At 38.4% G+C, this 25,773-nt stretch carries 23 protein-coding genes; 12 read left to right on the top strand and 11 right to left on the bottom strand.

Translation table 11 applies throughout. The features are described from left to right. Positions 1-56: 56 nt before the first annotated feature. The 6 genes from RHP76_RS01960 (at position 57) to RHP76_RS01935 (ending at position 7,766) form a co-directional block, all read left to right on the top strand. Entirely contained in the window at positions 57-1,082 is a 1,026-nt protein-coding gene (locus tag RHP76_RS01960; RefSeq protein ID WP_311229348.1) for an NAD(P)-dependent alcohol dehydrogenase, read from the top strand. 404 nt (positions 1,083-1,486) lie between these two features. Further along, positions 1,487-1,834 carry a hypothetical protein gene (locus RHP76_RS01955; protein ID WP_311229347.1) on the top strand — a complete coding sequence of 116 codons (348 nt, stop codon included), beginning with the start codon at positions 1,487-1,489 and terminating at the stop codon, positions 1,832-1,834. A 194-nt stretch (positions 1,835-2,028) separates the two neighbouring features. Beyond that, positions 2,029-4,281, top strand: a complete 2,253-nt coding sequence (locus RHP76_RS01950) for a TonB-dependent siderophore receptor (protein ID WP_311229346.1) — start codon at positions 2,029-2,031, stop codon at positions 4,279-4,281. A gap of 3 nt (positions 4,282-4,284) precedes the next feature. After that, positions 4,285-5,730 (top strand): ABC transporter permease, encoded by a 1,446-nt coding sequence (locus RHP76_RS01945; protein ID WP_216444773.1) that lies wholly within the window; start codon positions 4,285-4,287, stop codon positions 5,728-5,730. After that, complete coding sequence (locus RHP76_RS01940; protein WP_311229345.1) at positions 5,731-7,077, top strand: DUF3526 domain-containing protein; 1,347 nt, start codon at positions 5,731-5,733, stop codon at positions 7,075-7,077. It abuts the gene before it with no gap. Further along, on the top strand, positions 7,071-7,766 hold the full coding sequence (locus tag RHP76_RS01935; protein ID WP_062670135.1) for an ABC transporter ATP-binding protein: 696 nt from the start codon (positions 7,071-7,073) through the stop codon (positions 7,764-7,766). Before RHP76_RS01940 ends, RHP76_RS01935 begins: the two co-directional genes overlap by 7 nt. A gap of 97 nt (positions 7,767-7,863) precedes the next feature. On the opposite strand, the gene RHP76_RS01930 is transcribed toward RHP76_RS01935, so the two are convergent. Continuing rightward, a complete protein-coding gene (locus tag RHP76_RS01930; RefSeq protein WP_311229344.1) occupies positions 7,864-9,159 on the bottom strand; it encodes a cryptochrome/photolyase family protein in 1,296 nt (431 codons plus the stop codon). 187 nt (positions 9,160-9,346) lie between these two features. Here RHP76_RS01930 and RHP76_RS01925 point away from each other — a divergent pair, with 187 nt between their 5' ends. Continuing rightward, on the top strand, positions 9,347-9,589 hold the full coding sequence (locus tag RHP76_RS01925) for a hypothetical protein (protein ID WP_110008709.1): 243 nt from the start codon (positions 9,347-9,349) through the stop codon (positions 9,587-9,589). 65 nt (positions 9,590-9,654) lie between these two features. On the opposite strand, the gene RHP76_RS01920 is transcribed toward RHP76_RS01925, so the two are convergent. The 3 genes from RHP76_RS01920 to RHP76_RS01910 form a co-directional block, all read right to left on the bottom strand. After that, on the bottom strand, positions 9,655-10,419 hold the full coding sequence (locus RHP76_RS01920) for a hypothetical protein (RefSeq protein WP_120230918.1): 765 nt from the start codon (positions 10,417-10,419) through the stop codon (positions 9,655-9,657). Next, complete coding sequence (locus tag RHP76_RS01915) at positions 10,416-10,910, bottom strand: MarR family winged helix-turn-helix transcriptional regulator (protein WP_216444777.1); 495 nt, start codon at positions 10,908-10,910, stop codon at positions 10,416-10,418. Before RHP76_RS01915 ends, RHP76_RS01920 begins: the two co-directional genes overlap by 4 nt. A gap of 115 nt (positions 10,911-11,025) precedes the next feature. Beyond that, the gene (locus tag RHP76_RS01910; protein WP_277694644.1) at positions 11,026-11,871 is read right to left on the bottom strand and encodes an AraC family transcriptional regulator; all 846 of its coding nucleotides are present in this window, start codon (positions 11,869-11,871) and stop codon (positions 11,026-11,028) included. A 71-nt stretch (positions 11,872-11,942) separates the two neighbouring features. Here RHP76_RS01910 and RHP76_RS01905 point away from each other — a divergent pair, with 71 nt between their 5' ends. Together RHP76_RS01905 and RHP76_RS01900 are read left to right on the top strand one after the other, a co-directional pair. After that, a complete protein-coding gene (locus RHP76_RS01905; RefSeq protein WP_311229343.1) occupies positions 11,943-13,319 on the top strand; it encodes an MFS transporter in 1,377 nt (458 codons plus the stop codon). A 38-nt stretch (positions 13,320-13,357) separates the two neighbouring features. Next, positions 13,358-13,747, top strand: a complete 390-nt coding sequence (locus RHP76_RS01900) for a hypothetical protein (RefSeq protein ID WP_123278395.1) — start codon at positions 13,358-13,360, stop codon at positions 13,745-13,747. 64 nt (positions 13,748-13,811) lie between these two features. Here RHP76_RS01900 and RHP76_RS01895 read toward each other — a convergent pair whose 3' ends face one another. The 3 genes from RHP76_RS01895 to RHP76_RS01885 all read right to left on the bottom strand — a co-directional run bounded on the left by RHP76_RS01895 (position 13,812) and on the right by RHP76_RS01885 (position 16,690). Then, positions 13,812-14,462, bottom strand: a complete 651-nt coding sequence (locus RHP76_RS01895; protein WP_311229342.1) for an HD domain-containing protein — start codon at positions 14,460-14,462, stop codon at positions 13,812-13,814. Between the two features lie 91 nt (positions 14,463-14,553). Continuing rightward, complete coding sequence (locus tag RHP76_RS01890; RefSeq protein ID WP_311229341.1) at positions 14,554-15,411, bottom strand: AraC family transcriptional regulator; 858 nt, start codon at positions 15,409-15,411, stop codon at positions 14,554-14,556. A 121-nt stretch (positions 15,412-15,532) separates the two neighbouring features. Continuing rightward, positions 15,533-16,690 carry an MFS transporter gene (locus RHP76_RS01885; protein WP_120230912.1) on the bottom strand — a complete coding sequence of 386 codons (1,158 nt, stop codon included), beginning with the start codon at positions 16,688-16,690 and terminating at the stop codon, positions 15,533-15,535. Positions 16,691-16,883: 193 nt separating this feature from the next. Between RHP76_RS01885 and RHP76_RS01880 the strand changes: the two genes are divergently transcribed. Both RHP76_RS01880 and RHP76_RS01875 read left to right on the top strand, forming a co-directional pair. Continuing rightward, on the top strand, positions 16,884-17,273 hold the full coding sequence (locus RHP76_RS01880; protein WP_311229340.1) for a GNAT family N-acetyltransferase: 390 nt from the start codon (positions 16,884-16,886) through the stop codon (positions 17,271-17,273). Next, the gene (locus RHP76_RS01875) at positions 17,156-17,494 is read left to right on the top strand and encodes a GNAT family N-acetyltransferase (protein ID WP_311230250.1); all 339 of its coding nucleotides are present in this window, start codon (positions 17,156-17,158) and stop codon (positions 17,492-17,494) included. Before RHP76_RS01880 ends, RHP76_RS01875 begins: the two co-directional genes overlap by 118 nt. Before the next feature lie 53 nt (positions 17,495-17,547). On the opposite strand, the gene RHP76_RS01870 is transcribed toward RHP76_RS01875, so the two are convergent. Further along, positions 17,548-18,462 carry a helix-turn-helix domain-containing protein gene (locus tag RHP76_RS01870; protein WP_120230910.1) on the bottom strand — a complete coding sequence of 305 codons (915 nt, stop codon included), beginning with the start codon at positions 18,460-18,462 and terminating at the stop codon, positions 17,548-17,550. Positions 18,463-18,538: 76 nt separating this feature from the next. Continuing rightward, complete coding sequence (locus RHP76_RS01865) at positions 18,539-19,336, bottom strand: SDR family oxidoreductase (protein WP_311229339.1); 798 nt, start codon at positions 19,334-19,336, stop codon at positions 18,539-18,541. 134 nt (positions 19,337-19,470) lie between these two features. Here RHP76_RS01865 and RHP76_RS01860 point away from each other — a divergent pair, with 134 nt between their 5' ends. Beyond that, entirely contained in the window at positions 19,471-22,812 is a 3,342-nt protein-coding gene (locus RHP76_RS01860) for a DEAD/DEAH box helicase (RefSeq protein ID WP_311229338.1), read from the top strand. A 98-nt stretch (positions 22,813-22,910) separates the two neighbouring features. Here RHP76_RS01860 and RHP76_RS01855 read toward each other — a convergent pair whose 3' ends face one another. Further along, positions 22,911-24,221: a T9SS type A sorting domain-containing protein gene (locus RHP76_RS01855; RefSeq protein ID WP_311229337.1), complete on the bottom strand. Its 1,311-nt coding sequence runs from the start codon at positions 24,219-24,221 to the stop codon at positions 22,911-22,913. Between the two features lie 239 nt (positions 24,222-24,460). Then, the gene (locus RHP76_RS01850; RefSeq protein ID WP_311229336.1) at positions 24,461-25,636 is read right to left on the bottom strand and encodes an acetyl-CoA C-acyltransferase; all 1,176 of its coding nucleotides are present in this window, start codon (positions 25,634-25,636) and stop codon (positions 24,461-24,463) included. Positions 25,637-25,773 lie beyond the last annotated feature (137 nt).

Here is a 25,773-nt window from a genome sequence, read left to right as displayed (position 1 = left end):
CGTTATTCAAAATCAATTTTCGTACATTTAAGGTATAAGTTTTAAAATATTAAGTTATGAAAGCAGTACGTTTTTTCGGGCACAAAGATGTCCGTGTTGTCAATGATATGAAAAAACCCACTCCTAAAGGAGATGAAGTCTTGCTAAAAATTGGAGGAGCAGGTGTATGCCACTCTGATCTTCATATTATTGACGAGGGAACTGTAGGAGGTTCAGTATTCACATTAGGCCATGAAAATGCCGGCTGGATTGAAGAAGTAGGGCCTGACGTGAAGGGCTATAAAAAAGGAGATGCCGTTCTGGTCTATGGTCCATGGGGATGTGGCCATTGTAAACCCTGTCAGCAATCCAAAGAAAATTATTGTGACCATCAGTCCGAAATGGCTTATGGAGGTGGTTTGGGACTAGATGGAGGGATGGCTGAGTATATGCTTGTTCCTTCTTCAAGATTATTAGTTCCTATCTATGATCTGGATCCTGTGATTGCCGCTCCGCTTACTGATGCAGCTTTGACTCCTTATTCCGCGATTAAAAGATCATTGTCTAAACTAACACCCGATGAGTATGTTGTAGTGATTGGCGTTGGAGGACTTGGGCACGTTGCTCTGCAGATCCTTAGAGAAGTTAGCGGCAGTACAATCATTGCCTGTGATGTAACGGACGAAAAACTAGCCTTCGCCAAAGAACTGGGTGCGACATTTACTGTGAACTCAAAAGATGCCGATGCAGCAGAACAGATTCAGAAAATTACAGGAATCAAAAAAGCTAAGGTGGTCATTGATTTTGTTGGGGCAACATCCACCATTGAGCTCGGAACTAAAATTGTGAGTCTGGATGGTGATCTTACCATTGTCGGATTGGGCGGAGGTCATTATCAGTACAGCATGTCCAGACTGCCATTTGGGGTGAGCATGACGAATCCTTATTGGGGATCAAGAGTTGAGCTTATGGAAGTGGTAGGATTGGCAAGACAGAAAAAAATTCATATTGAAATTGAAAAATATAAACTGGATGAGGCCAATGAAGTTTATGATCGGATGAGAAATGGAAAGATCAGAGGTAGAGCTGTTTTGATTCCATAACAAAATGAAATAGAATATAAAGCCGGAAGTAGTTTTGCTTTCGGCTTTTTATTATCTATACACCATGAAATGTTCAGAATAACCTTTGTATTGATATACCCGGCTTGTTAATTTAACATCATTCACCTTTATCCGTTCAGCTTTCATAGATTTTAAAATGGCAACACAATTATTATAAGGATCTCCACAAGTGCCATCGCAGTCATGTGCTATTCCTTCAATATCATTACGATCAGGAACCACAGAAGTCAGTCTTAAGTTTTTAAGATTAAATTCATATGAACAACCTTACTCCATAAAGTAAATTCAAATCTATTAATTCCAAGTAAAAGCTAAAAATATCTGCTACTTTTTATTCATCATTCAATTTTTATCAAATTAAATTGTACATTTGTTTTTCTATTATGCAAAAATTTCTCAGAGTCTTTTTTGTTTTTTCTTTACTTCTGATATTTGTTTCAAATGTCAGCGGGGTTACAACATGTCTTGACCATGCCAGGCACTCCAAAGGTAAAGTGACTTATAAAAAAGGTTCAAAAGAAGAGAAAATTCCTACTTTTTCTCAGGACGACGAATGTCAGTGTGCACTTCATTTACACATGAGTAGTGTTCTTCTCCCTGAACCTTTGAATTTGGATTTTGCTATCGACACTACCAATGATAACGAGATGCCACAACCAAAAGCCATTTCTTATCGTTGTCTTCTGGACTTTTCAGTTCCAGAGCTCCTCCATATCTATTTTCTGCAGTAGCTTAATCTATGCTGCCCTAATATTTTCGTTTACAGATTTTTTAGTCTGTACTGTAATTCCGTGGATACCTGTGTCTTCACACCTATAAGGATATCCTTTTATTAATGGGCAAATTCAATGCCCGTACACCCCTGTTCATGACTACCAGTAATTTTAATTATTCGGGAATAATTCATTGTATTTCCCCAAATTCTGTGAAACTTTTCAGTCTAAGTTTCATCACCGCATCATCATTTCTGTATGCTCAATCCCGTTCTGAAGATTCACTATCTACTGTGGTTCAAACCGTAGAGGTCATCGGAAGAAAGTCTAAAGATTATACTTCCGACTATTCTTTTGCCGCCACCAAGGTTGCGATGAAAAACAAAGATCTACCCTTAGCACTCAATACCGTTACCAAAGAACTGATCACCGACCGTCAGGCTTTCCAGCTTGGAGATGTGATGAAAAATGTGAACGGAGTTTCTCCTTCCAGCTATTATAACCAATACAACATCCGTGGCATCAGCCAGAATGAAGAAGGCCAGATCATCAATGGAATGAGGACAAGACAGTATTATTTTTTACAACCGATGACTTCCAATATAGAACGTGTGGAGGTTTTCAAAGGGCCGGCAAGTATTACCATGTCCAGTGTAGATCCCGGAGGGACCATCAATATGGTTACTAAAAAACCATTATCAAATTCTCGCCACGAAATCAGTTTATCAGGTGGAAGCTTTGAAACTTACCGTGTCACTACAGATCTTACAGGTCCTTTAAATAAGAGCAAAACTTTATTATTCCGTTTTAACGGAGCGTATCAAAATGCTCATTCATTCAGGGAGCATGTTAAAAACAGTGGTATTCTGATGTCTCCTTCTATCACCTTTGTTCCGAATGAAAAAACATCCGTGAATATAGAAATGATTTTCAATGATCTCTATGGAAACCTTGACAGAGGGCAGCCGATTTTCGGAGCCGTAGCAGGAAAAACAGATTTATACAGCACTCCTAGAAATCTGAATTTAGGAGCTCCGGATGATTTTTTTAAAACCAGAGAACTCATAGTAATGGGAACGGTTGCCCATCATTTTAACCAATCCATCAGTTTTAATGCTTCCTATATGAAGCAATATTGGAGAGAAAACCTGCAGGAGCATAGAACAACCAACTCTTTTGTGCCTGATATGGATAACAAATCGGTTTCCAGCCTTGCCATGATGCAGTTTGTACAAAGAAAGCAAAACTGGGCAACAGATAACATTAATGCTTATTTTAATTTTAAATTCAAAACCGGGGCTGTTCAGCACCAGGCTTTGATAGGCTATGACAGTCAAATTTGGGAGAAACGTAAAGGCGGACAACAGAATGCAGCAAGAGGTTTTCTGCTGAAGAACGGTTCGGTAGCTTCTTCTTACAATCCTGCAAAAGCTTCGGATTATCAGACCGTTAATTATAATGGAACAATCATTCCTAAGCCTAATGTCACGCCATTTGATCTGAATCCGGAAGCTGTAAATTATCAGGGTGCGGATTTTAATACGCTTAATGTGATCACGCCCTTACCTTCTGCTCTTACCACAACGCATGCAGCTTATATCCAGCATCTTTTTACCTGGAAAAAGTTTAAAATATTAACGGGAATTCGCCAGGAATGGTTTCAGGATATTACCAACTTCAAAGAAGCTAATGAGACCTTTTTTAACAATAATAAACTGTTGTACAGATTCGGTATTACCTATAGCATAACGGATCATATCAATATATATGGAACTTATTTAACTGGCTATCAACCTCAGTCCAATACGGTAACGTTGATGCCCAATACCTCGAGTCTTACAGGATCTGCAGCAAGATTCAAACCTTTGACTTCTGATCTTAAAGAGCTGGGAATCAAAGCACAGCTTTTTGGAAGAATTTCTCTGAATCTTGCAGTGTATGAAATCAACCAGAAAAATATTTTAATCAATGCCAATAATCCTTCAGAACCTGACGAACTTGTGCAGCGTGGTGCAGACCGAAGCCGGGGATTTGAAGCTGAGTTTTCCGGTCATATTCTTCCACAATGGCATATTTACGGAGGCTACAGCTATATTGATGCTAAAATAATGGATGACAGTAACCCCGATGTCATAGGTAAAAGAAAGGAAAACACGTCTAAGAATTCGGTGAATATCTGGACACGCTACAATTTTTCAACTATTGAATTCCTCAAAGACTTTGGGATTGGTGCCGGAATACTTTATCAGAGTTCTAAAGTTCCGTGGTTTACAAGGAGTTTTGAGCTTCCCGCCTATACAACAATAGATGCAGCATTGTATTATACTCCTGCAAAGACTGTCCAGCTCTCTTTTAATCTGAATAATATCACCAACAAAGTCTACTGGATAGGAGCTCAGAACTATTTAAGACTGTTTCCGGGAACTCCAAGAAATTATTTACTAACTGCTACTTATAAATTTTAAATTATGGCCATTTCAAACTTACAACTGATGGTGAGAAAAACCTGGCAGGATTTGTTTAAAGGAAAACAAAATCTGCTCACCACGATTGCCGTACTCCTGTTCTGTATGCTGAGTATTGGTATAGGATATACAAAATACACGGATTCTTTTTCGAAAATAAAAGAATACCGGAAAGAAGTCCGGGAAAACTGGGAGCACAGACCAGACAAACATCCGCACCGTATGGCTCATTATGGTTATCTGGTTTTCAGAATCGGGCATCCACTAAATATTTTTGACAACGGACTGGATGATTACCTTGGAAATGTCATATTTCTGGAGGCGCATAAACAAAATACTGCCAACCTTTCGGAAGCCGGAAGTTCCGGAACTTTAGTCAGATTTGGGGCATTTAGCAGTGCATTTATTCTGCAGAGCATTGTTCCATTGATTATTCTTTTTCTAGGATTTGGATTAATTGTTCAGGAGCGTGAGAATGCTACTTTAAAGATCATCAGTGTGCAGGGAACTTCCGGAAGAGATATTATCTGGGGTAAAATCCTGGGACTCTGGCTGTTTTCTTTATGTTTCCTGATTCCGGTCATTCCCATTGTTTTCATGGCTGCATTCATGTCGGAGGCTACCAATACAGCGGATATTGCATTACGCTTATCATTTCTGTTACCTGCTTATATGATCTATTACTTTTTTATCTGCACGTTGACCGTAGTGGTTTCTGCAAATAGTAAAAGTACCTCATCTGCGTTGATCAGCCTTATTGGTTTCTGGCTTCTTTTCATCATTGTTTTGCCTAAAGGAATTCAGTTTGCAGCGCAGAATTTATATCCTGCCCCTTCCCGGATTGCTTTTGAAACGAGCCTGGAAAAGGATATTTTAAAGTCTGGAGACAGCCATAATCCTGATGATCCGCATTTCAAAAAAATCAAAGACTCTCTACTGGCGAAGTATCAGGTAAAAACAACCAATGAACTTCCTTTCAACTATGGCGGATTCGTTATGAAGGAAGGGGAAAAAATAAGTTCACATATCTATATCAGACATCAGAAAGAACTGCAGAACATTTACAGTAAACAGCAAAATCTGACTGATATTTCAGGACTGATTAATCCTGCCATTGCGATCAAAAATTTTTCAATGATTGCAACGGGCACAGATTTCTTCTCTTATAACCAGTTTCAAAAACAGGCAGAAGAATATCGTTATCAGATGGCTCAACATTTAAATGATTTGCAGATTGAGAAGATCAGTAATATTAAACCGGAAAATGGCGGACCGCCTGCCGTCATCGACAAACACAACTGGGAAAAGTTCCCGGATTTCCAATATCGGTATACTTCTGTTCCGGACAGCATGAAACAACAGCCAATACCTGCTGCTGCATTAATTCTCTGGATGGCTATCTGCATTATTGCGATCGAAATAAGTGGAAGAAAATTAAAATTAATCTAAATGAATCGTTATTTATACACCCAATTTTACCGTAACAAAGCCTATATCATTGCTCTGCTGTTTTTATTGATAGCCGGGCTGATGGCTATTTATACAGGGAAAAAATTTTTAGACAGAAACGAAGACATCATCTCCCGAAGCGGAGCATTTCAAAAAGAAAGTATAGAAAGAAATACAAAATTTCACAAAGATGATCTGGGGCTGGTTCTTTATTATATTAAATTCAATCTGGTGAATGAAACACCCAGACTTGCCGCTTTAAATATCGGAATGCGTGACCTGAATCCTTCTATTCAGGGAGTAACCATCCGAAATCTGGAGGAACAGCGCTACAATGCTGATTTTTATAATCCAGCTAATGCCGCAGTTGGAAATTTTGACTTTAGTTTCGTTGTTGTTTTCCTGTTTCCATTGGTGATTGTTGCATTCTGCTATAATCTGATTTCTGAGGAAGAAGAAAGAGGAACCTGGAAGCTGCTGTCGGTTCAGAGCGGTAATTTACAAAAGCTTCTGGATCATAAGATGTTCATCCGTCTTTTGGCTGTTACAGTTGTATATTTTGTATTAATTATCATCGCTTCGGTCTGGATAAAAATACCTTTAGACTCGTACTATATTGCTTTTATGGTCAGTGGTTGGTTGTATATTCTGATCTGGTTTTCCCTGTGCAGATGGATTGTGTCTTTCCGGAAATCATCGGCTCAAAACGCATTAATTCTTCTGATTGTATGGGTGGGAATCAATTTTATTATCCCGATGAGCAGTAATATTCTGATACAGAAGCTTTATCCGGTTCATGAGTCCCTTAAAGCTGTGATGGAACAGAGAGAAGGCTATCACAACAAATGGGATGAAGCCAAACGTCCTACCATGGAAAAGTTTTACAAAGCCTATCCACAATACAGCAATTTCACTGTAGAAGAAAATGATGCATTCACCTGGACCTGGTATTATGCCATGCAGCATATGGGAGATCTTGAATCTGCAAAATCATCCGAACTGTATACGGAAAAAATGCAGAAACGAAATCAGGCAGCAACCTATTTAGGTTATTTCCTTCCCAATCTACATACTCAGCTTGTAGAAAGTCATCTGGCAAAATCTGATCTGCAGAATCATTTGCAGTATGCTGAATCACTCAAAAAATTCCATGAGAAAAAAAGATTGTTCTTCTACCCTCTTATTTTCTCAGGTAAGAGTGCGGAATCTGTCAACTGGGCACAACAAACGATAGAGGTTTTCAAATTCTCTTCCTCTATAAAATGGATACAGATACTTCTTCCCTACCTCATTTTCATTGCTTTATTCATCATTCTTTCACAATACAAATACAGAAAACTATGTTAAAAACAGTCAACCTGCATAAAAAATACAACGATTTCACCGCTCTTCATTCTCTTAATCTGGAAGTAAAAAAAGGAGAAATTTTTGCGCTGCTCGGACAAAACGGAGCAGGAAAAAGTACAACCATCAATATTCTTCTGGGACTCATTAAAGCAACTTCCGGAGATGCTTTTATTAATGACATTTCTGTAAAAGAAGAACCGCAAAAGATAAAAAAACACCTGGCTTACATTCCTGAAACCGTTCTTTTATATCCTAACCTTACAGGAATAGAAAACCTTGATTTTTTCTCCAAAATCGCAGGTTTTGATTACCAGAAAGATGAACTGTCTGCGCTCCTTAAACGTACCGGTTTGCAGGAAACCGCCCATCATAAAGCATTGGGCGGTTATTCCAAAGGGATGCGCCAGAAAGTTGGAATTGCCATTGCTCTGGCCAAAGATGCAAAAGTACTGCTACTGGATGAGCCTACCAGCGGGCTGGATCCGATTGCTACTGCAGAATTTACAGAAATTGTAAGACAGCTGGGTAAAGAAGGCAGAACGGTTTTAATGGCAACTCATGATATTTTCAATGCGGTAAGTGTTGCTACCAATATCGGTATTATGAAACAGGGAGAACTTGTCCAGAATTTACCTTCCAAAGCATTTACAGCGCAGGAATTACAGGAGCTGTATCTGAAAACAATCTGATGATCCTGTTACTTTAGCAAGTAACTTTTCATATTAAATATCAATTGGTTGATGCCCGGTGACATTTTGTTACCGGGCATTTTTCATATCACATTATTTATGTTAATGCTTTCTTATATTCTGACAAAGCTCTTTCGCGGGCAAAGGTGTGTTCTACAATGGGTGATGGATATGCTGGTGTATTCCATTCAGGGAGCCACTTTTTGATGTACACTAAGTCTTTATCAAATTTTTCTGTCTGAGCCGTTGGATTAAAAACCCTGAAATAAGGTGCTGCATCACATCCCGAGCCTGCAGCCCACTGCCAGTTTCCATTGTTGGCAGACAGGTCATAATCATTCAGTTTTAATGCAAAATACGCTTCCCCCCAACGCCAGTCGATCAACAGATGTTTGCATAAAAAGCTCGCTACAATCATTCTTACCCGGTTATGCATATAGCCTGTCTCATTCAGTTCCCTCATTCCGGCATCTACAATCGGATACCCTGTGGTTCCTTCACACCAGTGCTTAAACTCTTTTTCATTATTCCGCCAGTGGATATTATCATACTGCTTTTTAAAAGACTGATGAACTACCTGTGGGAAATGATATAAAATCTGCATAAAAAATTCACGCCAGATCAGCTCGGACAGCCATACCGAATTATGCTTCAATGCAAAAGCCACACACTTTCTGATGCTGATGATTCCAAAGCGTAAAGCAATTCCGAGTTGTGTGGTATGCTGTAATGCCGGAAAATCACGGTACTTATCGTAATCATCAATAATGGACGCCTCCAGAACCGGTTTTTTAAAATCAAAATCTGTTTTTTTGAAACCTATTTCCTTTAATGCCACAATCTCAGAATATTTCTGTTGAAAGAGGTTCTTAAAATCCAATTCAACAGATTGATAATGCTCAGGAGTTAAGGCTTCCCGCCACTTTTTGGCAAAAGGAGTGTAAACCGTGTAAGGCGAACCGTCTTTTTTAACAATCTGATCCTTATCAAAAATCACCTGATCTTTACTGGCCTTAAAAGGAATATTCTTTTCTTTGAAAAAATAATAGATTTCCTTATCTCTTTCAATCGCCTGAGGTTCATAATCTCTGTTGCAGAAAACACTTCTGATAGTGTATTCTTCAGACAATTTCCTGAATATTTCGATAGGCTTACCATGATAGGTATTGATTTTTGAATGATACTTTTTTAATGAAACATTGAGATCCGCCAAAGCCTGATGGATATAATCAACCCTGCGGTCTTCTTTATCTTCCAGCTTGCCGAGAATATCAGTATCAAATATAAAAATGGGTAGTACCGGTGCATCAGACTGCAGAGCGTGGTGAAGTCCGATATTGTCTTCCAATCTCAGGTCACGCCTGAACCAGAAAATGGTGATTGTATCTTTCATAATTGCTTAATTCAAATTCATTGATCATTCCTGCTTGGGAATGACTCCATAACTAAGGATAAATATACAGATTTACTCCATTAATATTTTTAATAATTTGCATGATCTGGCTTTATCATTACAGTTTATATGATGATATGAATTAAAATTTTCCGACATTTGCTCCAATTATAATAGAAGCTTACGCATGGAAGAATTTGAAGTACCGGTAACTTATAAGGGCAAAGAACTGCTTTTCAATGGAAAGCTGGCTACATTCTCTTACGGATATAAACTGTATGTAGACGTAGATGGAACTGAAGTCGTTATCGAGCGTGATGATCACGGTGACTTAAGAGCTCTTCTCCCCGATGCTGCTTCCGAAAAAAATGTAGATAAAGGACTTATTGAAGCCATTATAGAAGTATTTAAAGAGCTTCAGGTTTTATAATTTGTTCTGCATAAAAAAAGAGACTTTTCGGAAGTCTCTTTTCATTCCCATATATTGAGTTTCATTTATTCGAAAACTACATAATTGACCTTATCCACGCCTGTATTTCCTGTTTTTTCATGATAGGCATACAGAACAAGCTCATAGTTTCCCGGCGAACTGATGATATGATCTCCTTCAAACAGATTGGTTGAAACTAAAGACATCTCTACATTTTTCACAAATTTTCCGTCTTTCTTCAGGATTCCTTTCACTTCTATTTCATCGGAATTCCACACGCCTCCTTTATCAATAACACATCCGCACATCATCACAATATTGGCCTGAAACAGGAAAGGTTTATCTTTAATACTTTTCAGTGCAATATACTGATGGGTTCTGGGTTTCAGAATATCAATAATATACCCCGGAATCTCAAGGATAATTCCCTCTCCCAGAATATGTTTCCCGGGAATCAGCCATAGCTCTGTACTTACTACCGCCTGAGCCTGCTTGCTGTTCAAAGGAGAGATTACTTCTATATTCACAAATGTAGGTTCATCAATATCTATGGCAGCCATAAAACCTCCTGTCTGTTCATCTGCAATGGAGTTTCCTCTTACTTTGGGCGTTTTCATAATCAGATCTGTGTTTCCCGTGCTTCCGGTAGTGTTTCCTTCTGCCAGAATCCTTTGATTAAGCTTGTTTCTGATGATAATATGAGCGCCGCCCAATGAAGTTCCGATAAACTTTGCATCTCTTGCTTTGGCTCTGATCATGATTTTCGTTTCTGTTGCCGAAATCAAATTCGTGGAAAAAAGAAATGCTGTAATGAGAAGTAATGCTTTCATGATTGAATTGATTTTAAATATTCCTGTTTAAATCTGTGATGAAAAGATTCATTTTTTAATTCCTGATCAATATCATCCAGATACGTTAAAATCGACAGATCTTCTGATAATACCTTCAGAATTGCTTTTTCACAACTGTCCCAGATCTGCTTCAGCTGAGGAAGCATATCAATGGCTTTGGGAGATAATGAAATGATCTGCTTTCGCTTATCTGCACTATCTTTTTTGATGATGAGATAACCGCTTTCGCTCATTTTTTTGACGATAGCCACAACGGATGGATGTGAATAGCCCAAAGGCTCAGCGATATCGGTAATAGAAATTTCGCCTTTTTTTTGCAGCAACATAAAAACCAGATACCAATTGGGTTCCACATCAATTCCGAATTCTTTATAAAACTTCCGCACATCATGAGACATGCGGTCACTGATCCTCTTCAGTCTGCTATCCAACGCTTTATACCCTAATTCTTTAATAAAGTCAAAATCCATCTGAAATATATTTGCAGTAAATATATAAAAATATAAAGTCAACTATATAGTTAACTTTATATTTTTTAAAATCAAATCTTAACCTAATAAAAAAAGCCTTCTTATAAAAAGATATTTACTTGAAACTTTTCCTGTATTCTCCGGGAGTTACTCCTCTGTATTTCTTGAACAGTTTGGAAAGGTGGCTTTCATCGCTGAACTGGAGCTCGTAGGCAATCTCACTTAGTCTGACACTGCTGTATTTTAAATAGGTTTCCACCAGTTTTAATCTATAGTCCAGCAGATAATCCTGATAAGAAATCCCGGTTTGCTGTTTAAAATATTCTCCGAAATAATTCCCGGAAATCCCAAAATGACCGGCAATAGTCTGAATTCCGGTTTTCTCACGGTCTTTTATATGTTGCTGAATATATGCAATGATTTTCATGATGGAGAAAGCTTTCCGGTTTTCCTGCAGATCTGAAGTTTCACTCTGAATGATATTTCGGGCAATCAGATTCAGAAGGATCGACATGCAGTTGCGGATAATTAGATAATCTTCCGCCTTATTTTTGAATTCATTTGCAATTTGCAGAATAAGGGTTTCTGCAAAGTGCTCATCATTTTTATCTCTGAAGACACAGCCTGCTCTTGCATGATAATTATGGCTGATGTATTGTAGTTTATGTAAATTCTCACAGCTTTCAATACGGTCCGCTTCCAAACGGATTTTATCAATAAACTCCACCGGGCATTGAATTGTAATAAGCTGGGCAGACTCACTTTCAAAACGATAGACCTCCTTTTGTGGAATAATAAAGAGCTTGCCCTGCGAAAAATTAATGTTTCGCCCATCATAAGTAAGCGATCCTTTTCCCTTCACAATATAAACGAATGAGAGAAAAGTGTTTGTTTTAAGTACAATCTCTTCTTTCAGTTCTAATTTTCTCACATCAATCTCTTCAAGAGGCAATCCTTTCATGACACACTGTATTTTCCTCCAAAAGTACAATTTTAACAGAACACAAAGGAGGTAATTTTGCTTAAAAAAATATGAACGTACATCCGAAACGGTGGCAGGCACTCAACTTTCTGATTGCAGGTGCTTTTCTATCACCACTGGATTATTTTATTGTTAATATGGCTCTGCCTTCCATCAAAAAATCACTGAACGCCAGTGATCATCAGCTTCAGATGGTTATCGCCATTTATGGACTCACCTATGCCGCACTTGTCGTGTGTGGCGGACGCCTGGGTGATATTTACGGACGTAAAAAGATATTTATAGCAGGATTGTATACTTTTCTGTTTTCCTCTCTTGCCTGCGCTTTTTCTCCGGATGTTACATGGTTAATTATTTTCAGATTGTTTCAGGGTGTTGGTGCATCATTGCTTGCTCCACAGGTACTGGCTTCTATAAAAGACCTTTTCAACAGTCAGGAACAGCCTAAGGCCGTTAGTATTTTCAGCTCGGTATTTGGTCTTGCTTCGGTGATCGGACAGTTATTTGGCGGAATTCTTTTAAGCATGCATTGGGGAAATTTTTCCTGGGAAATGGTGTTTCTTGTCAATGTGCCAATTACCATTATCTGTATTCTGGGCATTCATTTTACTATGGGCAATAGTAACCCGAAAGAACAAACAGGTATTGATTTTGTGGGAGCTTTATTATTAGTTATTGCCTTACTTTTTATCATCTGCCCTCTTATTTTCGGCCAGAAATTCGAATGGGCATGGTGGATTTTCGGAATATTTGTCACCGGAATCGTATTAATAATTTTATTTTTAAAACACGAGAAGAAACAGCTCAAAGATAATCGCCCCATACTTATCGAGCCGCCTTTATTGCAGCAGAAACCTTTCGCATTAAGTCTTCTGATTATTTTCTTTTATAATTTCACAGCTGGTTTATTTATTTGCTATCCTTATTATCTTCAGCAGTTTCTTCATCAAAATTCAATGCAGGCAGGATTTGCCATCATTCCTTATGGTCTCGCTTTTTTTCTGGCACCTTTGGTTACTTCCAGAGTACAATTAAACGCATCCAAAATGATCTATATAGGATTAGGATTGTTAATGACAGGATTTCTGATAAGTGCAGCTGTTTTTTATTTTCAGCACAAACCCTCATTTGTGACTCATCTGACATTGTTTATTGCCGGATTTGGACATGGTACGATTATGCCGGTCATGATGCGGACGGCCATTTCCCTGGTTTCAAAAGATAAAGCCGGGCAGGCTTCAGGCTTGGTAAGTATTGGTATTCAGATTGGGAGCGTCACCGGAGGAGCTGTTATTGGTACGCTGTTCTTTAATCTGATCCCAATTCTGGGGTTTACAGAAGCCTTTGCAGCCGCTGTAGGAATGATAGGTATTTTTCAGCTGGCTGGGCTCTGGGCACGAAACAGATTAAGCAAAATTATTAATTAAAAGATAAGTTTAAATCAAAAGATATAATACATTTAATTATGAATAATACAGAAAAGATCATTTGCGAAATAGAAGAATTCCACGGGAATATCGAAAAATGGTTTCAGGGGAAAGCCGAAAATCAGGAAAGTCTTTATCAAGAATTATTAGCCGGATTTTCACAAGATTTTAAAATGATTAATGGAAACGGAGATACTGTTACCCTATCTATGCTTGAAGAATGGCTTCCGACTGTATTTGGAAAGTTCCCTGGGCGAAGTCTTCAGGTTGAAAATATTGAAGTGAATCATTCTGCGCATCACGGACTTGCTACCTATATTGAAACACAGGTCACTGGAGAAGTCCTGACTAAGAGAAAATCATCTGCGGTATTTCTGCTTGATAAAGAAAAAGCACTCTGGCTTCATCTTATAGAAAACTGGATATAAACCATAACAGCCCTTATCATCTAAGAATGTCCGGGGCTGTTTATTTTTTGAAAGAGCTATTTTCCTATTCAGACCATGGAGAATGTAAAATACAGTCGCAGAAGTTTTTCCTTTCAAAATTTGGGATCATGAAGGCACATACATCTGCTTTTATATTTCCGAAAGTAGTTTCGGTTTTATGTTCAAAACCACCGAAAAATGTAGGAATGATCTTCTTTTTGAAATCATTTCTCGGAAAAGCTCTGATAATCTCTTCCCGATGTTCCGCACTCAGGTTTTCATAGCCTTCGCCCATCACATCCAATCCCACTCCTGAATACATTAAAGCAACCTCATTTTCTTTATGTTCCGCAATTCCAATGGTAGTGTGAAGGGCAATGGTGTCCCAAACGAGCTGAAGTTTATCCTGAGCAATACCATGACCCTTCAAAAAGTCTCTGGCTGCATTGGCTCCGTCTACTTCAAATCTCAGATCCGGGCTGCTGTAATGAGAAACAAGCCCCAGATCGTGAAATACGGATGCTACATACAATAGTTCCGAGTCATGCGTTTTGTTTTCACGTTTTGCATTTAAGGAAGAAAATAGAAAAACACGCATAGAGTGATTGTAGATAAATTCTGTTCCGTGTTCCAATAGAAGTTCTGTGGCTTCTGTTGCAATTTTACTGTCCGGGATGATGATTCCCGCAACTTCTTTCATACGATGTACTGACATATCTTTATATAATTTTATCCAAAGATATCCTGATTAGAAATGCTTCGGAATATCAATAAATGCCGATAAGATGTCAAAATTTCCGTCGAAATTATATTCCGATATGAATGAACTTACTGCGATAGTTTGCCGGAGATATTTCCGTATTTTTTTTAAAGAAGTGGCTGAACTGTTCCGATGTACCGAAATGAAGCTGATAAGCAATCTCTTTTATAGAATGGGAACTGAACTGAAGAAGTCTTTTTGCCTCTGCTATAATCTGTCCGTTGATAATTTCTTTAGCACTTTTATCAGAACACCGTTTACACAATTCACTTAACCTTCTTGGCGTAATATTCAATCTTTCCGAATAATCATTCACGGCGTGAAGGCTATGATACTGACTGCTCAGCAATTCCATAAACTTGCGGTAAATGATATAATCCTGGCTGTCAAAAGTATCCTCTTTTACCATTTTTACATTCGCCAGCTTGATCATCATGATTTTTAAATAGGCCGCCAGTACATCCATTTGATTGGTATAAGATGTTGCTTTGTATTCCGTCAATAAGTTTTTACATAAGTTTAAAAATTCATCTGTTTCAACTTGGTCCGGTATCAGTTTTTGATTCGCAGCAGCATTATTAAACAGAACAGCCTTGCAATTGCTGGCACTGGAAGGAACTCTTTCCCAGAAACAATCGCCAAAGGAAATATGATAGCCACAGACTTCAGCATCATTTTCAAATCTGCAGATCTGACCTTTTGAGAGTAAAAAAATTTCCTGATCTGTGATATCAAAAGAGTGCTCATCTATCACCAGTACTCCTTTACCTTTTTCAATCATTACAATGTGATGATAATTAAGCCTCACAAAATCCACGAAATATGGGAGATCATCTTCCAATCGTTTTACGGAAAAAGAATGGTCAATAACAGATTCTGATACAATTCCTGAGACCGGCTTCATAAAAGGAAATTTTTAATAAAGATAAAAAGTATTTTACAATGCAAGATTAAATAACAACCATGAGCCGGAACATGTCAAAAAACGCTTAAAAGATGTCAAAAATCCCTTAAAAAGAAATTAATTATGATTTCCTGAAGACTTTCATCTGACCCGCCATAATCGCCAGTAAAATCCCAAAGCAGGCAAAAAGACCATATGAGTACCTGAGATCAAAACTTTCTGCAATATATCCGATAAGAGGCGGCCCCATCAGAAATCCTAAAAATGATATACTGGAAACAAATGATAAAGCAATACTCGGAGCTACTGTACTCACTTTTCCTACTGTACTGTAAACGGAAGGCACACTCAGGGAACTTCCGAGGCCAATGATCATAAAAGCAATGATGCAGATCCACAGTTCCGGAAAGAAAACACTTAGAAAAAGCCCGCTGCTCATCAGCAGTCCACAACACTGCAGAACGATCTTTTTCCCATACTTTTCAATGATTTTATTCCCGATAAAACGACCTAAAGTCATCATTAAGATAAAACTCGTATACCCCAGTATGACAAGGTTTTCAGGTGCTTTAACTATAGTTTGAAAATAAACCCCGCTCCAGTCGAACATCGCTCCTTCAATCGCCATACTCAGAAAGCCTATAATTCCCAAACCAATCAGTGTAGGATTCACTGCTTTGAAAATTGAACGGGTCTGCGGTTCTGCTTTATGAATAATATTGGTCAGATTTTTTGTACTGTAAAACCAAAGTATTCCTACCAGAATGAAAATAACAGCAAAATGGTAAAAAGTTCCTACATGGAGATTAATCATCAGCAAACCTATGACTGCCCCCGTAAGCCCTGCAAAACACCATGCTCCGTGATAGGAAGAAAGAAGAGTTCTTTTCGTGATAGATTCTATCTCAATTGCCTGTGTATTGATGGCAATATTGCACATATTCCCGGACACACCGAAAAAGAACAGAACGGCCCCTAAAGTCCAGTAAGAAGGTGATAAACCAATTAAGAGAAGAAAAAAAGGATACAACATAAAGCATCTTTTAATAATTCCGCTGCTTCCGTAAATACTGATCAGTTTTCCGGCCAGAACCATCGTCGACAGCTGTCCTATCGGCATCAGAAGCAAAAGTGTTCCCAATTGGGCTTCAGTAATGGAAAGAGCAGTTTTAATGATAGGAATCCGGCTCGCCCAGGAAGAAAAAACAAGCCCGTGGGCAAAGAATAGTAAAAAACAGGCGGTCGGCATTTTTGCATTAAAAGATTGAGTCTCGTTCATTATAACAGGGTAATAAAAATCCTTTTTGCAAATTTAGACACGCTGCGCTATTAAAATGTAGTTCATTTTTGTCATTTTTATGTTCCATTTTAACCAATAATGGAAATGTGGATCTCCTTATGATGGAAAATCACTTTGTTTTTTGAATACAGATTTTCATTTTTTATTAATTTCGTTGTATAAAAAATGAGCCATGAAAGAAAAATGGATCGCCTATCCAACTATTTTGGAAGGAGAAACTGTTGAATTAATTCCCCTTGAAAAAGAGCATTTTGAAGAATTATATGCTGCTGCTTCAGATAAAGAACTCTGGGAACTGATTCCTACCGATTGTTCTGAAGAAACCCAGTTTTATAAAACGTATGAATTCGCCTTATCAGAAAGAGAAACCGGAAATCAGTATCCATTTGTAATACGACATAAAGAAACCGGAAAACTGATTGGTTCCACACGCTTTTTTGAAATATATCCGGCAGAAGAAAACTGGAAATCGGATGGACATGGATCACCAAAGAGTTCTGGGGAACAGCCATCAATCTTGAATGCAAATTACTGCTCCTCACCTTCTGCTTTAATGTACTGAAAACAAACAGGGTACAGTTGAAAACGAAAGACGATAATTTCAGATCACGAAAAGCGATCGAAAAAATCGGTGGTGTATTTGAAGGTATTTTACGTAAAGACAAAGTTCTCAGCGATGGTACTACAAGAAATGCGGCTTATTACAGTATTTTGAATGATGAATGGGCAGCTGCAAAAAGCAAAATTGAAGCTTTGATCAAAGAAAAGCAACGTGTTGACTAAAAAGTATACAATAAAAAAACACCTGATATTTGAACCAGGTGTTTTTTATTTATTTAGTTGAAAGACTGTCTGTAACTCAGAGGTGTTTTATCGGTTTTCTTTTTAAACAGCTTATTGAAAGACTGCGGATGTTCAAATCCAAGAGCATACGCTACTTCAGATACAGAAAAACCTGTGGTAGTAAGATATTCTTTCGCCTTTTCAATCAGTTTTTCATGAATATGCTGCTGGGCATTTAATCCGGTAAGGTTACGAAGCATATCACTCAGATAATGGGGTGACAGATTGAGTGTGGAGGCCAGAAATTCTACCGTAGGAAGCCCCTTATTTAAGGTTTCCTGCTCGTTAAAATACTTTTCCAGCACTATATCCATTTTAGCCAGTACATCATTATTAACCGCCTTTCTGGTGATAAACTGTCTTTTATAAAAACGGTTGCTGTAATTGAGAAGCACATCAATATAAGAAACAATAACGTCCTGACTCACTTCATCAATAGCTGTATTTAATTCATTTCCAATATTATCCAACAAGCCTGTTATCGTTGTCTTTTCCTGATCAGACAAGTGCAGTGCTTCATTCGTATCATAAGAAAAGAAACCGAAGTTTTTGATATTCTTTGCCAAAGGATAACTTCTGATGAAATCCGGATGTACCAGCAAAGTATACCCGCAGTATTCTGCATTCTCATCAGTAGAAAGAACCTGACCGGGAGCCGTAAACATCATTCCTCCCTCATTGAAGTCATAATATCCCTGTCCGTAACCCATTTTCCCGACCGTGGAATATTTATATGAGATCTTATAAAAATTCAGGATAAAACTTCGCTTCAGCATATCTTTTCTGATGCTCATTTTCGTATTATCCACAAGGCTTACCAACGGATGAAGCGGCTTGGGCAGCTGCAACATATCGTGTAATTCTGATATGGATGAGATCTTCAGTGGAATATTATCTTTCTTTTCCATGATATAAAATTATAAATTATTGGAGTAAAAAGACAGTACAATGTAATTTACTTTATACTGTCTTTCAAAAATCTGATTACATAAACTGTTTTCCGAACTGCTCTCTGAATGCTTCATCACCTAGTTCAAGACGCTGTGCATAGATGGCTTTAGCATCTTCTCCGGCCACATATCTCAGTTGTTTTTTACCATCTGTTGCAGCCTCATAGACTACTGCTGCAATCTGTTCCGGTGTAGAAGCCGCTTCCATCATCCCTTCCATTTTAGAAAACAGAGAATTCGTCATGTCTTCATAAGCAGGACTGGATGCTGAGTCCAGAGAACGGCTTACAAAATCCGTCTTGATTCCTCCGGGAGACACCGTTTTAATATCAATTCCCAAAGTATTAAGCTCAAAAGCTAAGCTTTCACTCCACCCTTCAAGCGCCCACTTGGTCGCGTGATAAGTAGAACCCAATGGGAATGCTACCAGTCCTCCTATAGACGTTGTAGAAATGAACATTCCTCTTTTCTGTTCTCTGAAGTAAGGAATAAATGCCTGTGTAACGCGTATAACCCCTAATAAATTCGTGTCAAGCTGTTTGACGATCTGATCATCAGAAAGCGCTTCCAAAGGTCCTATAAGGCCATATCCTGCGTTATTATACACCACATCGATGTCTCCAAGTTCAAGAGCCTGCTTTACAGTAGACTTAATCTGTTCCGGATTGGTAACATCCAGCGGAAGTACAGTTACATTCTCCAAAGCCGCAAGATCAGCTGCTGCTTCAGGGTTTCTCATAGTCGCGATTACTTTCCATCCGTTGTTTTGAAATAATTGGGCAGCTGCTTTTCCTAATCCTGTAGAAGCACCTGTTATAAAAATTGTTTTCATTTTTCTTGGTTTAAAATTACAGGACAAAGTTCTGCATTACAACAAACGCCGGAGTTGCCAAAATGGGGTAAGGTGTAGCCAAAACGGATTCTTTAATATATTTGTTTTTTGTAAGTTTGTCCCGATCTATTTTTATGGCAGAATATATTCTTGACAACATCAATATCAGTACACTTTCCGTATATGACCTGCTGAAACATACCTCAGACAGTGCATTTATCGGGATCAGGGATTTTCGTGAAATCTATCCTGTTGCTATTGAAAACAATACAGGAATATTTACAAAACAATCTTCACTGCAGGATTTTCCGGTGGTCAGTATCAGCAAAATCAACAGTTCATTACTCTGTTCCTGCACCTGTGACCATGAAAAAAAACAGCTTTGTACTCATCAGGCAGAGATTATTCACTGCATTATTGAAGATAAAAATTATCGATTGTTTTTTGATGAAACGCTACGCAAGAAAATATTTCTCCCTAAAGCCAGAGGATATGGTCTGGAAAACGAACCGGATCTGGATCAGTATTTTGAATTGGAATACAAAGATGGCCAAATTCAGATATTGCCCAAAATCAAGGAAATACTTCCTGTAGATGATGTAATGCTGACAGGAGATCTACTTCCTCAGCTTCCTTCTAAACTGGATGAGCTGGCAGTATTGGAATCGGGTAAAAAGCAAATAATGGTTATCGGTAAACACCGTTATTACAATCACATGACCTTCTCTCTTATGGAGGCAGAGATAACGCAATCAGGAAAAATCAAAAATCCGGTCACTCCCGTAGATGCCATGCAGCTCATATGGAAAGCGGAGAAACCTGCAGATATTAAATTTTACACTGCTATCACTTCTTTTCAGAATAATTACAATGAAGATTATAATCCTTCAGAACTAGAAGCTTTAAAGCTCATTGTAAAGAATCCTCTGGAGCTGGAAGTCTATTATCATGACCGGGAAATCGCAGAAACCGTTTCCGCAAAGTCACTTTCCCATATTGAATTAAACACTTTAGATGCAGAGGTTCAATTATCTGTCTTTAAGAAAGATCCGTTTTTTGAAATCACCGGAGAGCTGTTGTTTAATGACATTGCTCTTCCATTTAAAAATATAGTTCTCAGAAATGAGTATTTCGTGTATAACCAAAGCGTTTTCAGCTTTGTAGACGATCCTGACATGCTCAGAATCATACGGTTCTTTAAGGCTCATAATGAAATTTTACTGGTTCATTCTTCAAAATATGAAGCATTTATGCAGGACATTCTCTCTTCTTTAGAAGAACGTATTCATATCAATTACAATTATATACGACCTGCAACAAAAGTACAACTTGAAGACAAGAATTATCAGATTGAAAAAGTCATTTATCTCCGTCAGCAGGAAAATTATATAGGAATTACTCCCGTTATGAAATATGGTGATGTGGAGGTCCCGGTCTATTCCAGGAAGCAGATTTTTGATACCGATCAGAATGGAAATCCATTTAAAATAGAAAGAAATGAATCAGCCGAAGCCCACTTTACTTCTTTGGTGATGCAGCAGCACCCTGATTTTGAAGACCAGATGGACGGCTATCAGTATTTTTATCTCCACAGGGATAAGTTCCTGGATAACAACTGGTTTCTTGAAGCATTTGAGATCTGGAGAAATGAAGGAATCATCATACTTGGTTTTAACGAATTAAAAAACAATAAATTAAATCCGCATCGGGCAAAAATCAATATTCAGATTACCAGCGGACTGGATTGGTTTAACGCTAAACTGAAAGTAGGATTTGGTCCCAAAGAAGCTTCTCTGAAACAGCTTCACCGGGCTATCCGGAATAAGAGTAAATTCGTCCAGCTGGATGATGGCAGCATGGGAATTCTTCCCGAAGAATGGATGGAAAAGATAGCTGCTTATTTCAGAGCAGGAGAAATTGATGAAGAGCTTTTAAAGATTCCGAAAATCAATTTTTCGGAGGTAACGTCATTGTTTGAAAAAGAAATTCTGAGCAAGGAGATTCAGGAAGAACTTACTTCCTATTCCACTAGGTTTTCAAAAGTAAAGAACATTCCGGAAGTAGCTGTTCCCGCTGAGCTGAATGCTGAGCTGAGAGATTATCAGCATGACGGACTCAACTGGCTTAATTTTCTTGACAGTTTCAACTTCGGAGGATGTCTGGCAGATGATATGGGGCTTGGAAAAACCATTCAGATCATTGCTTTTATCCTTTCGCAGAGGGAAAAACGGGGACACTCCACGAATCTTATTGTCGTTCCTACTTCCCTGCTTTTCAACTGGCAGGAAGAGATCAGCAGATTTGCACCTTCCATAAAAGTTTTGCTTCATTATGGTGCAGACCGTCCAAAAACAACAGCTCATATGCCTGATTACGAAGTAGTTCTTACCACCTACGGAATGCTGCTTTCGGACATTCAATTTTTGAAAAAGCTTAATTTCAATTATGTGTTTCTGGATGAATCACAGGTGATTAAAAATCCTAATTCAGAAAGGTATAAAGCGGCACGTCTGCTTCAATCAAGAAACAGAATTGTACTGACGGGGACGCCCGTTGAAAACAGCACTTTTGATCTTTACAGCCAGCTTTCTTTTGCCTGTCCCGGATTGTTGGGAAGTAAACAGTATTTTAAAGACATTTATGCTATTCCTATTGATAAATTTGAGTACAGCAAACGTGCCATAGAGCTTCAGCAAAAGATAAAGCCATTTATCCTCAGAAGAACTAAGAAACAGGTTGCCAAAGAACTTCCGGAGAAAACTGAAACAGTAATCTACTGTGAAATGAATACGGAACAGCGCAAAATTTATGATGCTTATGAAAAGGAACTTCGAGAATTTATTGCCGCCAATGATGACGATGATCTGAACAAGAACAGCATGCATGTTCTTACAGGCCTTACGAGGCTCAGACAGATCTGTAATTCCCCTGTTCTGATGAAAGAGGGATACTCCGGTGAAAATGCCGTTAAAATCGAAATTCTGATGGAACAGATCCTCGGAAAATCCAAAGATCATAAAATCCTTGTTTTCTCACAGTTTGTGGGTATGCTGGACCTCATAAAGACAGAACTGGAACGCCACAATATTCAGTTTGAATATTTAACAGGTCAAACGAAAGACAGAGGTGAAAAAGTAGCTCATTTTCAGAACAATGAAGATATCCGTGTATTTTTGATTAGCTTAAAAGCTGGAGGCGTGGGCCTCAATCTTACGAAGGCAGATTATATTTACCTTGTAGATCCCTGGTGGAATCCTGCAGCTGAAAACCAGGCTATTGACCGAAGTTACCGTATAGGACAGACCAAAAATGTAATTGCAGTAAGGATGATCTGCTCCAATACTGTGGAGGAAAAAATACTTACCCTTCAGAAGAAGAAAAAAGAACTGGCTCAGAATCTGCTTGCCACTGACGGAAAAAAACTTCAGGGATTGTCTAAGCAGGATTTGATGGATTTACTGGGATCTGAATCGTAATATAAAAGCTTAAAAACAGCAAATAAAAAACCGACAGGTAAAAGACCTGTCGATTAAAAAACAAAAATTGATATGGATATGATTTAGATATGATTTGTCTATTTCTTAATAATCTTTTCTGTAGCTGTTTTCTGATTTTTTGTATGAATTTTGATCAAGTAAGTTCCTGGAACAAACCGGTCCATTGAAATCGTCATCGAATTACCTTCCAGCATCTTTTGTCCGGACATGTTATAAATTTCATATTTCTCCAATCCTTCCTTCATCTTGATTGTTACAGAATTTGCGGTAGGATTTGGATATATCGTAACAAGGGTCGATGCCTCTTTAGAAACTTCAAGGGTTGAAAGACTCTCAGGCTGAATATTTATAGTATAATCTTCTGCTTGACCGATAAACCAATCCGAAGGACACGGAAGATTCTTCAAAGCTCCCATCCAGGAATTGGATTCATAGGCTTTTACCAGTCTGAAACGGGTTTCTCCCAATTGCGCTCCTGCCGGAATGGTAATATTAGCTGTTGTAATCCCGGACTCATGACCGGAAACCGGATTGGAATTATCCAGATAGCCCAGATTAAATTGTTCATCAGCATCAAACTGACTATTATGGTTAAAATCAATATAAGCATAGGCAGATACGGTATTCTGGCCATGGGTACCACCTGTCACACTTATAGGATAGGTATTTCCACGGTTCACATTAAACACTGTTGCTGTAAAGTTTTCAAGAACATCAGAATTGCCGTCAAGTGCACTGTTTCTAACAACTCCGGCAAATTCTACTGTACTTATCTCACTCACGGTCAAGCTTGTAATATTTTCAGTACCACAGTAAGGAGCCGGGAAACTGGCCGTATTTCCTATGATATTAACCGTATAATCTTCCGTCTGGCCTGCTCTTAAGCTACTGTCACAAGCTGAACTGATAGAGTTCGGAGCAGCAGGATTTGAATAGGCCTGAACATTGGTATTTTTAAGAACTCTCATTCTTGTACTTCCGATGGCAGCATTGACCGGGATTGCTATGGTATTATTGACTGTAAAAGCATTGGCCGGATTAGCGGCATCAAGTCTTCCGATATAAAAGCTCTCTCCTGCATCATCAAAATTTCCGTTCTGGTTAAAGTCTATAAAAACAACTACATCGCTGGGAAATGTACTGGATGGACCTTGCACGGATATCGGATAAGAATTTCCCAGCTGCAGATCTGTAGATATTGCTGTAAAGTTCTCATAAATTTGTGCATTGGAGGATTGAATGGATGAGGAATTATTAATCGTTCCGAAAGTTACATTACTGATCATGTTGCTGTCAGCTCCATACTGAAAGGTTGGCATACAATATTGCAGCTGCGCATTCATCAGCGATGCAAGTACGATACCAGAAAGAGTAGTTATTTTTTTCATTTTCTTTGTTCAATTTCTTGGGACAAATTTATATTTATTTAGAATGAATAAAAATAACAATGCAATGATATTTATCAGTTTAATAAAAATAGGGCTTTAACCTTTCATCTGTAATCATTGAATATTCTGTTTTACCAATGGATAATCAATCTTTTACAACGCAAAAGATCCTTCTCAAATTTAACTTTAAGAAAGATCTTTTTTATATAATAATTGAAATCTAAGGTAATTTATCCCTTTTAGTCTATACTTTCAATAAGAACGGCGGAAGCGCCTCCTCCTCCATTACAGATGGCGGCAATTCCATACTTTCCTTTTTCCTGGCGTAAAACATTCACTAAAGTGGTCATAATCCTTGCTCCTGAAGCACCAATCGGATGTCCCAATGCAACTGCTCCTCCGTATACATTTACCTTGCTGATATCATAATCCAGAATTTTTTGATTGGATAGAATTACTGAAGAATACGCTTCATTAATCTCGAAAAAGTCGATATCAGATAGACTAAGACCGGTTTGTTTCAACAGTTTCTGAATAGCGATGGAAGGTGAAGTAGTAAACCATTCCGGTGCCTGTGCGGCATCTGCATAGGCTATTATTTTTGCCAGTGGTTTTAAATTATGTTGCTCTATTGCTTCAGAAGACGCTAGTAAAAGGGCTGCAGCACCATCATTCAGATTGCTGGAATTGGCTGCTGTAAGTGTTCCGTCGGCTTCAAATGCAGGTTTCAAAAGGGAAATTTTCTCTGGGATCAGTTTATCAATATCTTCGTCTTTACTAACGATTGTAGTTCCTTTTTTACTTTCAATCGATATTGGGATCAATTCGTTGCCAATCTTGTCGTTTTTTGCCGCTTCCTGAGCTCTCTGGTATGAGAGAAGGGCATAATCATCAAGTTCCTGTCTGGTAAGTCCATATTTTTTCACGCCTAATTCCGCTGCACTTCCCATGTGGAAATCATTGTAGACATCCCATAGCCCGTCTTTAATCAATCCATCAGTAAGATTCGTATCTCCCAGTTTTGTCCCCTGACGGATTTTGACATAATGCGGAACGTTGCTCATGCTTTCCATTCCTCCCGTCATAACAATATGCTCCATTCCAAGCTGGATCTGCTGTGCACCCATCATCGCCGATTTCATTCCGGAAGCACAAACTTTGTTGATTGTTGTGGCGTCTTTATCTATAGGAATTCCGGCAAAGATAGCCGCCTGCCTTGCTGGTGATTGTCCCAATCCGGCACTCAGCACATTTCCCATATATACACCGTCTATATGTTCCGGAGCCAGTCCGATACTTTCATAAGCATTCTGAATGGCCAAGGCCCCCAGCTGAGTCGCTGTAAATCCTGACAGACTTCCCATAAAACCACCAAGCGGGGTTCGTTTTGCTGCTACTATAAATACTTCTTTCATAGAATTTATTTTTTACAATATACCGATCAGTATATTTTTGATTAAAAAAAATCCTTTTTATATTGACAAAGGAATATAACAAAGATAATTAAAATATACCAATCGGTATATTCATAGACGAAAAAATCTTACTTTTT

The organism is Chryseobacterium sp. SG20098, from assembly GCF_031844745.1.
In the GTDB taxonomy this organism is placed as follows: Bacteria; Bacteroidota; Bacteroidia; order Flavobacteriales; family Weeksellaceae; genus Chryseobacterium; species Chryseobacterium cucumeris.
Note: the sequence above shows the minus strand (reverse complement) of the source record. Positions and strands in the feature narration are given on the sequence as shown.

Coding starts and splice junctions, on each gene's coding strand:
- RHP76_RS01880 (WP_311229340.1), top strand. CDS start 16,884: ATGAAAGAAAAATGGATCGCCTATCCAACTATTTTGGAAGGAGAAACT.
- RHP76_RS01960 (WP_311229348.1), top strand. CDS start 57: ATGAAAGCAGTACGTTTTTTCGGGCACAAAGATGTCCGTGTTGTCAAT.
- RHP76_RS01925 (WP_110008709.1), top strand. CDS start 9,347: ATGGAAGAATTTGAAGTACCGGTAACTTATAAGGGCAAAGAACTGCTT.
- RHP76_RS01900 (WP_123278395.1), top strand. CDS start 13,358: ATGAATAATACAGAAAAGATCATTTGCGAAATAGAAGAATTCCACGGG.
- RHP76_RS01890 (WP_311229341.1), bottom strand. CDS start 15,411: ATGAAGCCGGTCTCAGGAATTGTATCAGAATCTGTTATTGACCATTCT.
- RHP76_RS01935 (WP_062670135.1), top strand. CDS start 7,071: ATGTTAAAAACAGTCAACCTGCATAAAAAATACAACGATTTCACCGCT.
- RHP76_RS01910 (WP_277694644.1), bottom strand. CDS start 11,871: ATGAAAGGATTGCCTCTTGAAGAGATTGATGTGAGAAAATTAGAACTG.
- RHP76_RS01955 (WP_311229347.1), top strand. CDS start 1,487: ATGCAAAAATTTCTCAGAGTCTTTTTTGTTTTTTCTTTACTTCTGATA.
- RHP76_RS01930 (WP_311229344.1), bottom strand. CDS start 9,159: ATGAAAGATACAATCACCATTTTCTGGTTCAGGCGTGACCTGAGATTG.
- RHP76_RS01915 (WP_216444777.1), bottom strand. CDS start 10,910: ATGGATTTTGACTTTATTAAAGAATTAGGGTATAAAGCGTTGGATAGC.
- RHP76_RS01905 (WP_311229343.1), top strand. CDS start 11,943: ATGAACGTACATCCGAAACGGTGGCAGGCACTCAACTTTCTGATTGCA.
- RHP76_RS01865 (WP_311229339.1), bottom strand. CDS start 19,336: ATGAAAACAATTTTTATAACAGGTGCTTCTACAGGATTAGGAAAAGCA.
- RHP76_RS01895 (WP_311229342.1), bottom strand. CDS start 14,462: ATGTCAGTACATCGTATGAAAGAAGTTGCGGGAATCATCATCCCGGAC.
- RHP76_RS01870 (WP_120230910.1), bottom strand. CDS start 18,462: ATGGAAAAGAAAGATAATATTCCACTGAAGATCTCATCCATATCAGAA.
- RHP76_RS01885 (WP_120230912.1), bottom strand. CDS start 16,690: ATGAACGAGACTCAATCTTTTAATGCAAAAATGCCGACCGCCTGTTTT.
- RHP76_RS01920 (WP_120230918.1), bottom strand. CDS start 10,419: ATGAAAGCATTACTTCTCATTACAGCATTTCTTTTTTCCACGAATTTG.
- RHP76_RS01850 (WP_311229336.1), bottom strand. CDS start 25,636: ATGAAAGAAGTATTTATAGTAGCAGCAAAACGAACCCCGCTTGGTGGT.
- RHP76_RS01860 (WP_311229338.1), top strand. CDS start 19,471: ATGGCAGAATATATTCTTGACAACATCAATATCAGTACACTTTCCGTA.
- RHP76_RS01940 (WP_311229345.1), top strand. CDS start 5,731: ATGAATCGTTATTTATACACCCAATTTTACCGTAACAAAGCCTATATC.
- RHP76_RS01855 (WP_311229337.1), bottom strand. CDS start 24,221: ATGAAAAAAATAACTACTCTTTCTGGTATCGTACTTGCATCGCTGATG.
- RHP76_RS01945 (WP_216444773.1), top strand. CDS start 4,285: ATGGCCATTTCAAACTTACAACTGATGGTGAGAAAAACCTGGCAGGAT.